The 13,117-nt window shown below is 38.9% G+C and carries 11 protein-coding genes and 1 riboswitch; of the genes, 3 read left to right on the top strand and 8 right to left on the bottom strand.

The window, feature by feature from the left end; all coding sequences use genetic code 11:
• Nucleotides 1-129 precede the first annotated feature (129 nt).
• Nucleotides 130-1,131 carry a M23 family metallopeptidase gene (locus RGB74_RS04540; protein ID WP_310761808.1) on the top strand — a complete coding sequence of 334 codons (1,002 nt, stop codon included), beginning with the start codon at nucleotides 130-132 and terminating at the stop codon, nucleotides 1,129-1,131.
• Nucleotides 1,132-1,505: 374 nt separating this feature from the next.
• Here RGB74_RS04540 and yunB read toward each other — a convergent pair whose 3' ends face one another.
• From yunB to RGB74_RS04525, 3 genes are read right to left on the bottom strand one after another with little or no spacing between them, the layout of a single operon-like run.
• A complete protein-coding gene (yunB, locus tag RGB74_RS04535; protein WP_310761807.1) occupies nucleotides 1,506-2,369 on the bottom strand; it encodes a sporulation protein YunB in 864 nt (287 codons plus the stop codon).
• Between the two features lie 57 nt (nucleotides 2,370-2,426).
• Entirely contained in the window at nucleotides 2,427-2,909 is a 483-nt protein-coding gene (locus RGB74_RS04530; protein ID WP_310761806.1) for a dihydrofolate reductase, read from the bottom strand.
• Complete coding sequence (locus RGB74_RS04525; RefSeq protein WP_310761805.1) at nucleotides 2,906-3,700, bottom strand: thymidylate synthase; 795 nt, start codon at nucleotides 3,698-3,700, stop codon at nucleotides 2,906-2,908. The genes RGB74_RS04530 and RGB74_RS04525 overlap by 4 nt, the downstream gene beginning before the upstream one ends.
• A gap of 131 nt (nucleotides 3,701-3,831) precedes the next feature.
• Between RGB74_RS04525 and RGB74_RS04520 the strand changes: the two genes are divergently transcribed.
• Nucleotides 3,832-4,134 (top strand): YunC family protein, encoded by a 303-nt coding sequence (locus RGB74_RS04520; RefSeq protein WP_310761804.1) that lies wholly within the window; start codon nucleotides 3,832-3,834, stop codon nucleotides 4,132-4,134.
• 614 nt (nucleotides 4,135-4,748) lie between these two features.
• On the opposite strand, the gene RGB74_RS04515 is transcribed toward RGB74_RS04520, so the two are convergent.
• The 5 genes from RGB74_RS04515 to RGB74_RS04495 all read right to left on the bottom strand — a co-directional run bounded on the left by RGB74_RS04515 (nucleotide 4,749) and on the right by RGB74_RS04495 (nucleotide 11,216).
• A complete protein-coding gene (locus RGB74_RS04515; RefSeq protein ID WP_310761803.1) occupies nucleotides 4,749-5,591 on the bottom strand; it encodes a DUF72 domain-containing protein in 843 nt (280 codons plus the stop codon).
• A 25-nt stretch (nucleotides 5,592-5,616) separates the two neighbouring features.
• Entirely contained in the window at nucleotides 5,617-6,363 is a 747-nt protein-coding gene (nfsA, locus tag RGB74_RS04510; RefSeq protein WP_310761802.1) for an oxygen-insensitive NADPH nitroreductase, read from the bottom strand.
• A 119-nt stretch (nucleotides 6,364-6,482) separates the two neighbouring features.
• The gene (locus tag RGB74_RS04505) at nucleotides 6,483-7,298 is read right to left on the bottom strand and encodes an alpha/beta hydrolase family protein (RefSeq protein WP_310761801.1); all 816 of its coding nucleotides are present in this window, start codon (nucleotides 7,296-7,298) and stop codon (nucleotides 6,483-6,485) included.
• Between the two features lie 151 nt (nucleotides 7,299-7,449).
• Nucleotides 7,450-7,564: riboswitch (SAM riboswitch) on the bottom strand.
• A gap of 193 nt (nucleotides 7,565-7,757) precedes the next feature.
• Nucleotides 7,758-9,212: a phospholipase D-like domain-containing protein gene (locus tag RGB74_RS04500; RefSeq protein WP_310761800.1), complete on the bottom strand. Its 1,455-nt coding sequence runs from the start codon at nucleotides 9,210-9,212 to the stop codon at nucleotides 7,758-7,760.
• Between the two features lie 549 nt (nucleotides 9,213-9,761).
• Nucleotides 9,762-11,216, bottom strand: coding sequence for an MFS transporter (locus tag RGB74_RS04495; RefSeq protein ID WP_310761799.1), 1,455 nt, complete (start codon nucleotides 11,214-11,216; stop codon nucleotides 9,762-9,764).
• A 172-nt stretch (nucleotides 11,217-11,388) separates the two neighbouring features.
• Here RGB74_RS04495 and RGB74_RS04490 point away from each other — a divergent pair, with 172 nt between their 5' ends.
• A complete protein-coding gene (locus tag RGB74_RS04490; RefSeq protein WP_310761798.1) occupies nucleotides 11,389-12,759 on the top strand; it encodes an amino acid permease in 1,371 nt (456 codons plus the stop codon).
• Nucleotides 12,760-13,117 lie beyond the last annotated feature (358 nt).

Genomic DNA, 13,117 nt, shown 5'->3' with positions numbered 1-13,117 from the left:
ACCCATCAATACTCTACCATACCGCCGCTAAAACTCCAAACAGAGTTTTTTTCCAACATTTTTCCTTCATGTTTTTCATGAAGTTTAACAAACTAAAGATAAATGATAGAAAGGAGTGGATTGGAACGTATGAGGAAATTTTCAATCCTGTTCCTCACTCTGGCCGCCTTTCTTATAACTTTTCTTCCTGAAAGAACAGCTGAGGCAGCCGAGCGATATACAAAAGAAGACGTTGGAAGGCTCAGCCTCTATAAAAAAATGGAGTCCGTTACGCTTATTCCTTGGTATTACTTTGCTGGCGTTGACCAATATGAAAGAAGTGTCAGGAAAGCGCGCAGAGATATACCAGCTAGAAAAGGTTTAGTCGGTATTTATTTTTCACCGATTCAATGGTCGGGTCCCCTGAACCCAAAGATGGATGATACGAACCCTGATCGTATTTCGATGTTTGGCGGTATTGGAAGAGACGGAAATAATGATGGCATCGCCGACCGGAACAATGATGAGGACATGCTGTTTACTTTTGCAGAAATTGTTCAAAAACATGGTCACGATATCGAAAATTTTCGGATTGGTCTTTGGAGTTATTACCAAAGAGATAAAGCAGTAGACATTATTATGGAAAATGCAAAAATTTATAAAACGTATGGTACAGTTTCCCTTGATAAGCACAGTTTCGTTGTCCCATTACGATCAAATTATAGCTACCGAAACACGTGGGGAGACCGTCGCGGTTATGGCGGACTGCGTATACATGAAGGAACTGACATTTTTGCAGACTATGGTGTTCCTGTAAAAGCAGCATCCTTCGGTATCGTTGAAATAAAGGGCTGGAACCGATTTGGCGGCTGGCGTATTGGAATTCGCGATATCAATAATGTGTATCATTATTACGCTCATCTGAGCAGTTTCAATAAAGAAATTGAAAAAGGGTCAATTGTAGAACCAGGAATGGTGGTTGGATACGTAGGGAGTTCAGGTTATGGACCGCCCGGCACTTCAGGAAAATTCCCGCCTCACCTTCATTTTGGTATGTATCGGGATAATGGCATTACAGAATGGGCATTTGATCCTTATCCTTATTTAAAAGCTTGGGAACGTCAAGACAGAATTAGTGCTAGAAGAAGATAAAATGAAGGAAGCAAGCAGCTGAATTGACTGCTTGCTTTTTTGTATGCCGTGCGTATTTTCAGTATGGTGCGCATATTTTCCGCATAGCGCTCGCATTTTCCGCATGACGGTCGTATATCTTTAAAAACATATAAAAGCTGATTCGTTTTTTTGCTGAACCAGCTTTTTTCGTATATTTTTTCTAGAAAAGGAAATATGTTTGCAATATTTACGGGAACCCGCCCCAAAGATTGACCATTCTGATAACAATCATCTTAATTGGACTCGTATACATATCAGCCACCTCTTTTTTATCTGCTAATTACACTTTAAAAGCATAAGAAAAAGTGCCTGCTATACTGCCAGACACTTGAAAATTCATTTGGTTTAGGATTTTATTCTTCAGATGGTTCGGATGACTCGTGATCTGCACTCGCCTCTTCTTTTTCTGCGTTTTTATCTGATTTCTTAGTCTTTTTTTCGGCTTCCTTTTTGTCTTTTATGTCCGGATCAATTGGGAGTGCAGGCTGAATAGGGTCACCAGATTGATTATAGTAAATAGGAACTTCACCAGGAATGAATTGTCCCATGATCTGTATTGGACGGGTAACTGTAGCCGTTTCCGTTGCGAATGGAATAACTACTTTGGCTTTTACAGTTACGATAATATTAATAGAGATCCAAGTATTATTAATCCCCACTGTTTCAATCTTTTCTTCAATATCTGTATTTACGTCACCAACGATTGTAAATTTAATTGGAATTTTCGGTCCTAGGTTAGCGAGCAATGAATTGTTTGTAGCTTGCCCTAACGGAATTTCCATAATGACACCAGGCTGATTTGTATAGTTCTTTGCTAAACCTAATTTTTCAGGCTCAATGCTGTCAGGTATATGTCCTTCTTCTATTTCTTTTAAAAACTCTTGGACGACAATTGCCGCTTGGTTTTGAACACTGTTGACGACTTTTTGATTTACTCCCGCAAAAACGATGTTACCCTCGTTGTCTTCTTTAGAAATTAAAATATCCTTCATATCTGTAGAATCGAATACTTTATTCAGGATGGCCTCATTGATGGCTAATGAAGCGATTTCCTCTGTTTTCCTTTGTGCTACATACATCAACGTCGGCTCGATTCCTTTATTGACAAGCCATAGCCCTTGCAGTGTGATAAATACAAAAAGGGTGAATGAGATTAATATAACAAACCGAAATGGAAGCGGACCTTTTCGGAGTTTCATTTTCCGTCGTTTCAGCAAAAGGCAAACCCCCTTTATCTACATATATGCAGACAAGAGGGGGGCTCATTCAAACTTTTACGACTTAATTTTTTCTAATACCACAAAATCGTGAGGATATTTGTTTTTCTCATCGACCGTTCCAGATTCACGGGAAACCTCTTGCCACTCGCTCTCATTAAGCGGCGGGAAGAACGTATCGGCTTCAAATGTTTCGTGAATCTCCGTAATATATAGACGATCGGCTTTCGGCAAAAACAGTTTAAACAATTCCGCCCCACCGATTACACAAATTTCTTCAGCATCAATTTGCAAAACCTCATTTACAGAATGAACAACGGTAGTACCTTCTGCTTGATATTGCTTATCTCTTGTTACAACAATGTTCTCTCGGCCCGGAAGCGGTTTGCCAATCGACTCATACGTTTTGCGTCCCATGACAATTGGTTTGCCCATCGTTACTTTTTTAAAGTATTTTAAATCATTTGGCAAATACCAAGGCAGGTCATTGTCTTTTCCGATTGCACGGTTTTCATCCATCGCGACTACGAAAGATATCATACACTCACCGCCCCTTTTATGTGAGGATGCGCATCATAATCAACAAGTTCAAAATCGTCATAAGTAAAATCAAATATACTTGTCACGCTTGGATTCAGCTTCATTTTTGCGAGTGGTTTCGGTTCACGTGATAACTGCAATTCTACTTGTTCAATATGGTTGTTATATATATGTGCATCTCCAACCGTATGAACAAAATCGCCTGGTTTCAGGCCTGTAACTTGTGCGATCATCATCGTTAATAACGCATATGATGCGATATTGAACGGAACACCTAGAAAACTATCTGCTGACCGCTGATACAGCTGGCAAGATAACTTTCCATCCGCTACATAAAACTGAAATAGAAGATGACATGGCGGCAAAGCCATTTTCGGCACATCAGCAGGATTCCATGCTGAAACTATCAGTCTTCTCGAATCAGGATTTGTTTTAATATCATGGATTACGTTTGTGATCTGGTCGATTGTTTCTCCATCAGGATTTGACCAAGAACGCCATTGATGTCCATAGACTGGACCCAGGTTGCCTTCTTCGTCTGCCCACTCGTCCCAAATTCTTACGTTATTTTCTTTTAGGTAGGCAATATTTGTGTCACCTTTTAAAAACCAAAGCAATTCATGAATGATTGATTTTAAGTGAAGCTTTTTTGTCGTTACAAGCGGGAAACCTTCTTCTAAGTTAAACCTCATTTGCCGACCAAAAACAGATACCGTTCCAGTGCCTGTCCGATCTTCTTTTTTCGTTCCGTTATGTAAAATATCTTGAAGAAAATTTAAGTATTGTTTCATATGATTTCGCCCCCTTGTCTTTCTTTAATCCTATCATAGAAAGCTTATGATTTCGTCACAAAATTGACGCCAATACCTAACACTTTTTTCTAATTCACACATAAAAATAGTAAGGAGAAAGGAGTGGAAGCATGTTAGAGATGAACCCGATCTTCATAGAAGGACATCCATTTACCGCTGTCACCCTTCGTTTACCAAAAACTAATTTCATGGCTGTTTTTAATGAAAATGGATACATTATGTGTGGAGCTTTAGATGTCGCTTTATTGAATGACAAGCTGGCTGACCGTAAAATCATTGCAGGCCGTGCAGTAGGAGTACGTACGATTGAACAGCTTCTTGATGCACCGCTTGAGTCCATAACGTACGAAGCGCAAGCAAGAGGTATAGAGGTTGGTATGCAAGGGAGAAAAGCACTTTTAAAGATGCTTTAAAGAATGGCTGACACTAGATAAGTGTAAAAAAATAAGATGATGACCCAAGAAAAGATCCATAAATCGTTTGGGTCATTCTTTTTGTCGAAAAATCGAATATTTGTGAGTTACATGGAATTATCGAAATTAACGTGGATATATATTGGAGATTACCGTGGAATTAAATAAAAATGATTTCTTCTTAAGATCAAAAACAACAAGTTTTTGGCCAGACTAAAGGATTTATCTTGTTTTTACAATAAAATGCCGTAAAAAAGGCTTCAAAATAACAAAAAAACGACTCTAAGAGGTTCATTTATCCTTTGAGTCGTCTACTTTTTATGCTTTAAATCGGTCCCTCATGACTTTTAGGGAGATTAAGTTAATACATAATACAAGTGTGAGTATTTGGATCCTTTTGGAGTTGTTCGTTACTATGTAGACAAATAGCAAATAAAGACCGCTGACGACAAAGGCAATCTGCAAGTAGTACATCATTTGAACTAACTTTTTTAAATCCAAATGTATCCCCACTTTCTTCATCCAGTGCACTTTATAAGTATATCAAGTCATTTGAAAAATTAAATCGGATAGAGACTTTTGAAACCAATTTGTAATATTAGGAAGAAATTCTGTTAAAACAAATCTAATTGTCTCGGTGCTAAGAAGTCATATTGAATATTTAGCATCTCGATCATCTGCTTTGCATTATCGGCAGCATCTCCGCCTGAATTATTATTAAACAGGATCGTTAAGTCCCTCGTCTCTTCAGCTAAATTTTCGATCCGTTGCTTCCAATCCAATAATTCAGCTTGATTATACCGGTACAAATACCGAACCTCTCTCCAATTTGGCTGTCCTCTGTTCTCCCAGCCATAAACGTTTCGGCCATGCAAGCGGATTAATGTTTTGTCTTCGGATGTATGCATTACAATCGGAATCGATCCTTTGCCTGCTTGCGGCTCATCGCACACTGTATGAATCCACCCCGCTTCATCAATGAACTGAAGCGTTTTTTCTTCCAAATCATCCGTAAACCATGACTGATTCCGGAATTCAAGTGCTGCGGGTATATCGCCCATCATTTCTTTCGTAAAACGGAGCATCTGGACGTTCTCTTTTTTACAGTCAAACCAGGGCGGATATTGAAATAGAACCATCTCTAACTTCCCGGATGAGATAACAGGCTGAATGGATTGTATGAACGCCTCAAACATCTTTTTTACAGAATCAAAAGGGATCTTTCCACGGGAATGTCCAGTCATGCCTTGATAAGCTTTTACGACAAATGAAAAATCTTTAGGTGTGGCTGAAACCCATTTTTCATAGTTTTTTATCGGTTGTACTGCATAAAAGGATGAATCGACTTCTACCACTGGAAAATGACCGCTGTAGACGGCAAGTTTATCTTTTGCTGGCGTACCATCCGGATATAGCGAATCATGATCTCCCCAGCCAGTTACCCCAATTTTAATCATATGATCCTCACCCGCCTGTCCTCTCTTATCTTTTATTCAATCCTTTCGACCGTACAAACTCTTTCATATAAGTCCGTTTTGGTGAAGTCATACTTGCGGCCATCTGACTTACCCAGCCTTCAATACGCTTGCCGCCAGTACGTTTCGTATAATAGTCAGCGGACTCTTTTTCATATTGATTCAAATAAGTTAACGAATCTTCTTTCTTCTGATAGCTATCCTTATGGAATACGCCTTCTATAGGCATCCGAGGCTTTTTCCCCGGCTCAGCATCTGGGTAGCCGACGGCCATCCCGAACAGCGGAAGTACATAATCAGGACAATCGAGAAGTTCGGATACTTCTTTTAAATTATTTCGTATTCCACCAATATAAACAATACCCAAACCTAATGATTCAGCTGCAATGGCAAGGTTTTGAGCCGCAAGTGCAACATCTATAGTACCTACGATAAATCCTTCTGTCGATTCAACCGTGTCTTGCACATTTGTTTCCATCATTTCAGACGCAAGCAAATGGCGGTTGTAATCTAGACAAAAAACAAAGAAATAGCCGTTATCAGCAACATACGATTGATTCCCTGCCAGCTCTGCAAGCTTTCTTTTTTTCTCTGAGTCTTCTACACCTATAATCGTATAAACTTGCTGATAGCTCGACGTAGATGCTGCCTGAGCACATTCTACGAGTGTTGTAACGATTTCATCACTTACTATTTCCGACTTAAATTTTCGGACGGATTTATGAGCTAAAATGGTTTGTATAACTTTGTTCATGTCAGCAGCTCCTTTATGTAAATAGATTGATTGCATTATATCCTTTTCTTATGTAAAAAAGCGAACCGCAGAAACTCGGATTCGCTTTTACTATTCCCCTTTTTTAGACAATAGTATCTCTACATACTTTTTTTCAGGAGATAATGATGATCTATTGTCACATGCTTTAAAAGCCATTGAGAGGTCTCTGAAATAAGCTCATTAAATTGCTGAATCGAAGAAAATGTATGATTTCCCCCTTCAATTAATGTCATATCACTTCTTCCATGCGGGCGCTGTTTAGCTTGCTGATAATATAAGGTGCAATAGTCAGGCGAAATGGTATCGTCGGCAGTTCCATGGACAAAAAGGACGTTACCTTTAAATGGGTTCCAGATTGTTATCGGCGAAAAATGCCTTAAAGATGAAATGAATTTATCGGTAATAGCGTATCCTAGGTGATCAATAATTACTTTCCTTTGAGAATGGTGGTTGTTAAAACCGACGATTCGGGTAATATCCTCGAATGGATTACCTACTGCGGACCACAAAACAGCATTCTTGATCCGTTGGTCGGCAGCCGCGGTACAGGCTGCCACAGCCCCGCCTAAACTATGACCGATTAATGAGATTTGATTGGAATCAATCGCCTTCAGTTTACTGCCATAAGAAATAACTGCCTTTGTCTGATCAATAAAATCGGCAAATTCATTTTCGCCATAATCCCCATCACTTTCACCACAACCTGCATAATCAAATCGAATTACAACAAAACCAAGGTTTTCAAATTTTTGTGCAGCTTTAACGAATAAGCGATCGACACCGATTCGGGTACTTGTAAAGCCATGGCAAATAATAACTAAAGGATATATACGATCTTCAATTCTCCGTGACGGGTAATGAATGGTGAGTGCCAGTTCCTTTCCTCTCCAACTCAAACAATCCTGCTTTTGCATGGAACAAAACTCCTTTCTCCTTTTTTAAAACATAGCTCTGTTAATGGATAGAGTTGATCATCCTTGGAAGTCAGAAAATCCACTCCTTTTCCAATACAAAAAAGCCATGTTCATAAGAGAACACGGCTGATCACTTTTAATTCCGTATATTCTCTCATCTCTCAGCCTTTGCTGTTAGATTTAGCACCGTTTCAATATAAACATATTTATATTGATGGTTGCCGGGCTTCATTGGGCTAATTCCCTCTGCCTGCTCTTAATAAGAGTTACTTTTTAAATTATGGTTAATTTTAAGTCAATTAATTCTATATGTCAACTCGGATTTAATAATATATAATTTAAAATTAACTTTATACTGAATATCATTGGGCATATGGATTAAATATGACGTTTGAGCACAAAAAAATAAAACTGGATAGCCTTTATGCTATCCAGCTTACATGATAATTTTTGAGTGTTTTACTGAACAATTAGAGAAGCCGCCTGATAATTTACAGGCAAGTAATCATAAAGATCGGCTGCAGAGCTGGCAACTGTTTGGGTATACCATGTATAATCTCCAGCTATGGTTGGAGCAGTCCAGTTTGAAAAAGTAAACGTAATGCTCTGGTTTCCTAACAAGTTAGCAGTATCAATATATACATAATTTCCTGAAAATTTTAATTGGCTTGAAACGTTCGTCCCATCACTCTTTACAGCCGTTACCGTAGACGCTGTTGGATCCGGCCATTTCGGTGGAGCCATTATATCAACTTTTTGTATCGGATATGTTGAAGGTGCTTTTAACGTTACATTAACCGTTTGATTGCTTCCGGCTGCAACAGTGCTCTTATCGATAGATACCGTTCCGCGTCCATATGAACCTCGAATTCTTAAAAATTCATTATAGTATTTGTCAGCTGTCGTCTTATCATGAATAACCATCAAATTTTCGCTGTTCGAATCATTTGCATTTGCACTTGCGTTAAATGAACCTGTGACTACTGCCGCACTCGTATATCCTTTATCTGCAATAAGAACTTTGTCGTGTAATTTTCCGTTATATGGGTTATCAGCAATACTAACCGGGATTCCCTCTTTTGCTAAATAGGCAAATTCTCCATAAGGGCCGTTGCTTCCATATTGACTTTGATCAAGGATCCCTTCTACATTCACTCCACGGTTCTTTGCATTGATTAATGCCGTACGTAAGTTATCATCTGTGAAGGAGAAATAATCAAAGTAAACATTATATTTTGCATTATTAACAACATCGATAATAGCTGAAATCGGATTATCTTCCGGTGCAAAATATACTTCAACCGGGATATTTGCTGTGGAAGTGGCAACTGTTACTTTTTGTTCGCTAACAGTTGAAGGTGATGCCGTTTTTGTAAACTGATTGTATACATACATTTCCTCAAAATCTGTTTTATAGATGGATGCAAGTGAAGATGAGTCCCATAGAATCGTATTATTATAGTTGTTCGCATTACATGTATCTGTGGCGTTTGTTGATCCCATCCAAACTTCTTTTCCGTCAATGATCGCATATTTGTTATGCATCAGAGCAGACCGGTTATCTCCTTTTACTGAGATCCCTGCATCAATAAGCTGTTGGGTAAAACTGTTAGTAAGGTAGTCTGAATCTGTAACAATGCGAATGGCAACGCCGCGATTCTTGGCTTGAATAAGAGCATCTACAAATGGCTGATAGCGGATTTCATAAAATGCCCCATCAATAGTGGAAGTTGCTTTATCAATTTCTGAAACTAATGCATCTACAAGATTTACGGTTTGACCTGGTCCAAAGGAAACCGTTTCAGAATCATAGGTTGCTGCGTTTGTTTTCTGCATATTGTCCGGTACAAGATTAAATGCCAGCACCATAGAAAAAACAAGCACAGTAATTCTTTTCAAAAAGCTATGAGACATAAATTTACCACCTTTCAAGAATATGTAACATGAATATCATAGCGATTTCTTTATGCAACAATCTATGGGGCAAATGTAATTATTAAGTATTATTATTGTAAAATTCTATTTTTACCAATTATGTCCTGGTGAGGTATTTTGGTGTCTAATGAGCTTTATGATGCTTCCTGGTAGATTTATTTGGATTCGTGTATCGGATAAAAGAACGATACCGTAAAACTTGTTCAGATCAATATGTAAAGAGACTGCCTCAAAGTGTCTTCTTTACTCACTATTGGAACAGTCTCATATAGTGCTTGTGCTATCTTTTTCTAATACTAAACGTCAAAAGACTATCAAGTTCTTTCACATGTACTAGCCCTGTTTACTTAGACGTTTAATTTTAACTCAATGCTTTTGGAACCTTCACGGGATGAAAAGCTGGGCTGAAAAATAAAGCTCCACACCAGTGAGTTAGAATGATTTTCATCGCGCTTAAAACAGTGGTAGGTGCAAAAAAAAAAGACACAATTCCCTTTAAAAGAATTGGTCTTTAAACTTTAAATCAATTTAACTAGACTGCTTTCTGCTATTCTTTTCGCCATCAGCAATCTGTAATTCTTCTTCCCACCATAAAGCTTCATCTGGATTTTGCAGTACTTCTTTAATTTCACTTGGCTCTTCAACTGCTGGGAGTGATCCTCTTAGTGACCGCCCTGCCGTTTCTTTTACAAAGAAGGCGACTACAACGATACCGATCACACAGACCGCCATTAAATAGTAAGCGGGAAGCAGTTTGTTATTTGTTTCTTTTACAAGCCAAGCCACTATAAGCGGTGTTGTTCCGCCAAAGATAGAAGTGGACACATTATACGTGAGGGCAAGTGAACCATACCTTACATTGGTAAAAAATAAAGACGGTAATGTTGCAGGCAATGTCCCTTGAAAAGCAGTCAGCAAACAGCCGAGGATAAGCACACCGAAAAAGGCATTATAGCCATTCCCGTTTCCTGCGAGCATAAACGCTGGAATGCTTAACATAATAGTTAAAATCAGGGCACCTATCAATATCTTGTTACGGCCGATTTTGTCTCCCAAATAGCCCATTCCAATAACAAAGGGAATCATAATAACCATTACAATCAAAATAATGAGCAAACCTTTTGTTTCACCATAGCCTAGCTGTTCGGACAGATAGGTCGGCATGTACGTTAAAACCATATAAACAATAGTATTGTAAAAGAGGACAATACCCGTGCAAATTAATAGTGCTCCCCAATGATTCGTGAATATTTCTTTCAAAGAAGAATCGTTTTTCTTTTCTTCTTTCTCTTCTTCCATCGCTTGAAATGCCGGTGTTTCTTCTAGATGAGACCTAAAATATAACCCAATTAATCCCAGAGGCGCTGCAATAAAGAAAGGAATTCTCCAGCCCCAGTCCAGCATAGCCTCTGAACCTAGAATATAAGTCAGAAGTGTCACAAGACCTGATCCGGCAATATAACCGGCTAAAGTTCCAACTTCAAGAACACTGGACATGATACTTCGCTTTTTATCTGGTGTAGACTCTGCAATAAATGTCATTGCGCCTGCATATTCTCCACCCGTTGAAAAACCTTGAACGAGTCTGGCTACCAGTAATAGAATAGGCGCTGCAATGCCAATCGATGAATAACCTGGGATGAGCCCTATGCTCAATGTAGCAATCGCCATCATAATCAGCGTGATCGCTAATATTTTCTTTCTGCCCAGTCTGTCACCCATCATTCCAAAAATAATTCCACCAATCGGCCGTGCAATAAATGCTACCGCAAATGTGGCAAACGCATAAATAACCTGAGCGGATGGGTCAACTTCAGGAAAAAACACTTTGCCGATCGTTACTGCTAAATAGGAATAAATACCAAAATCAAACCATTCCATGGCATTACCAAGTGAAGTTCCTAAAATCGACTGCTTTGCAATCTTACTATCAACCACTGTTATGTCTTCTTGCTGCAATTTATTTCCTTTCTCTTTATCCACTGCGTTCCTCCTTATTATTCACTAAGTTAATATTTACTTAATGATTCATTTCCCTAACTCCATGCTATCTATTCATGAACTTCCTAGATTACCAACTGATTTTAATTGCCATACTAAAAGAAAATAAGATGTTAAATTGTCTTATTTGCCGCAGGAAAGGTTGTGCAAAAAGATGAAGAAAGATGAAAATTTGAAGAGGGGTTTGAAAAATCGGCATATCCAGCTGATTGCGATTGGCGGAGCAATTGGGACAGGTCTTTTTTTAGGGGCAGGGAAATCAATTAACCTTGCTGGACCATCCATCATGCTGAATTACGCACTGATTGGAGTTATGCTGTTTTTTATGATGCGTGCGTTAGGTGAAATGCTTATGTACAATCCGACATCTGGGTCGTTCACATATTTTGCTGAATCGTTCATCGGTCCTTGGGCAGGTTTTCTCACTGGGTGGACATACTGGTTCTGCTGGATCGTAACTGGGATGGCTGAGATTACGGCGATCGGACTCTACGTTAAGTTTTGGTTTCCTAGTATTCCTCAGTGGCTGCCGGCACTCGCCGCAGTACTCGTATTGCTTCTTATTAATTTGTCGGCTGTAAAAGCGTTTGGAGAAATCGAGTTCTGGTTCGCTCTTATTAAAATCATTACTATACTAGCACTCATTATTATTGGGATCGTCTTGATCGTTATGGGATACAAAAGTCATGGCACTCAAGCTTCGTTATCCAATCTTGTGAGTCATGGAGGATTTTTCCCTAATGGATTTACTGGATTTGTTCTCGCTTTCCAGATGGCGCTCTTTGCATTTGCAGGGGTGGAACTTGTCGGTGTAACAGCCGGTGAGGCACAAGACCCTGACAAAACCCTTCCAAGTGCTATCAACAACATTCCAGCACGGATTCTGCTTTTTTACATCGGATCACTGATTGTTCTTATGTCTATCTATCCATGGGATAAAATTGATCCTGAAACCAGTCCGTTCGTGTCGGTCTTTAAGCTGATTGGCATTCCGGCTGCATCAGGCATCATCAATTTTGTTGTTTTAACCTCAGCGATGTCGTCTTGCAATAGCGGTCTATTTAGTACCGGGCGAATGCTGTATACACTGGCGAATGAAGGAAAAGCTCCGAAAAAGCTTGGTTCACTCAACAAGAAGCAAGTTCCAGCCACCGCATTGATCGTGTCGACATTCTTCCTGTCCTTTGGCGTATTGCTTAATTATTTATTACCAGAAAAGGTGTTCACTCTAGTCACAAGCATCGCTACGATCTGTTTCATCTGGATATGGGGAATTATCCTTGTATCTCACCTTCGCTTTCGAAAACTGAAACCAGAGGAAGTACGAAAGATTTCGTTTAAAATGCCCTTATCACCAGTTATTAACTGGATTGTACTCGTATTCTTTGCTTTTGTGCTTGTGGTACTCGGTTTTGCATCTGATACACGTATCGCCCTTTTCATCACACCGGTCTGGTTTGTGATTATAATCATCGCCTATATGTTTACAAAGAGAAATACTGAAAAAAAGTGCAATAATAATTGATGCATTTCATCCAATTATATTAATACTACAAATGAATTCGAGAAAAATACCTTTGGTGCGACTTGCGCCAAGGGTTTTTGGCTTTTAAAAATTTACAAATTAAGACTAATTATCTAATACAATATCCTTATATAATATAAATCGACAGAATATTAAGACAAATTATTCATTTACAATTATACCCAAATAAGATAAATTGGCAGTGTCTTGGTTATTTGAAGTAAAACGCTCACAAAAATAGCCAAACAAAAAAAGCATACCTGACACGTTTTGCTAAAGCGGATCGGAAGCTTTGGAAAGGAGGAAACCTGAAACCTTATCTAATTAAGACTGGATTCAACATTGGTTACAAGCAGAA

This window comes from Bacillus sp. NEB1478 (assembly GCF_031582965.1).
In the GTDB taxonomy this organism is placed as follows: domain Bacteria; phylum Bacillota; class Bacilli; order Bacillales; family Fictibacillaceae; genus Fictibacillus.
Note: the sequence above shows the minus strand (reverse complement) of the source record. Positions and strands in the feature narration are given on the sequence as shown.

What these genes read in the sequence shown, in the direction of transcription:
- RGB74_RS04540 (WP_310761808.1), top strand. Translation starts at nt 130, where the DNA reads ATGAGGAAATTTTCAATCCTGTTCCTCACTCTGGCCGCCTTTCTTATA.
- RGB74_RS04530 (WP_310761806.1), bottom strand. Translation starts at nt 2,909, where the DNA reads ATGATATCTTTCGTAGTCGCGATGGATGAAAACCGTGCAATCGGAAAA.
- RGB74_RS04525 (WP_310761805.1), bottom strand. Translation starts at nt 3,700, where the DNA reads ATGAAACAATACTTAAATTTTCTTCAAGATATTTTACATAACGGAACG.
- RGB74_RS04520 (WP_310761804.1), top strand. Translation starts at nt 3,832, where the DNA reads ATGTTAGAGATGAACCCGATCTTCATAGAAGGACATCCATTTACCGCT.
- RGB74_RS04515 (WP_310761803.1), bottom strand. Translation starts at nt 5,591, where the DNA reads ATGATTAAAATTGGGGTAACTGGCTGGGGAGATCATGATTCGCTATAT.
- nfsA (WP_310761802.1), bottom strand. Translation starts at nt 6,363, where the DNA reads ATGAACAAAGTTATACAAACCATTTTAGCTCATAAATCCGTCCGAAAA.
- RGB74_RS04505 (WP_310761801.1), bottom strand. Translation starts at nt 7,298, where the DNA reads ATGCAAAAGCAGGATTGTTTGAGTTGGAGAGGAAAGGAACTGGCACTC.
- RGB74_RS04500 (WP_310761800.1), bottom strand. Translation starts at nt 9,212, where the DNA reads ATGTCTCATAGCTTTTTGAAAAGAATTACTGTGCTTGTTTTTTCTATG.
- RGB74_RS04490 (WP_310761798.1), top strand. Translation starts at nt 11,389, where the DNA reads ATGAAGAAAGATGAAAATTTGAAGAGGGGTTTGAAAAATCGGCATATC.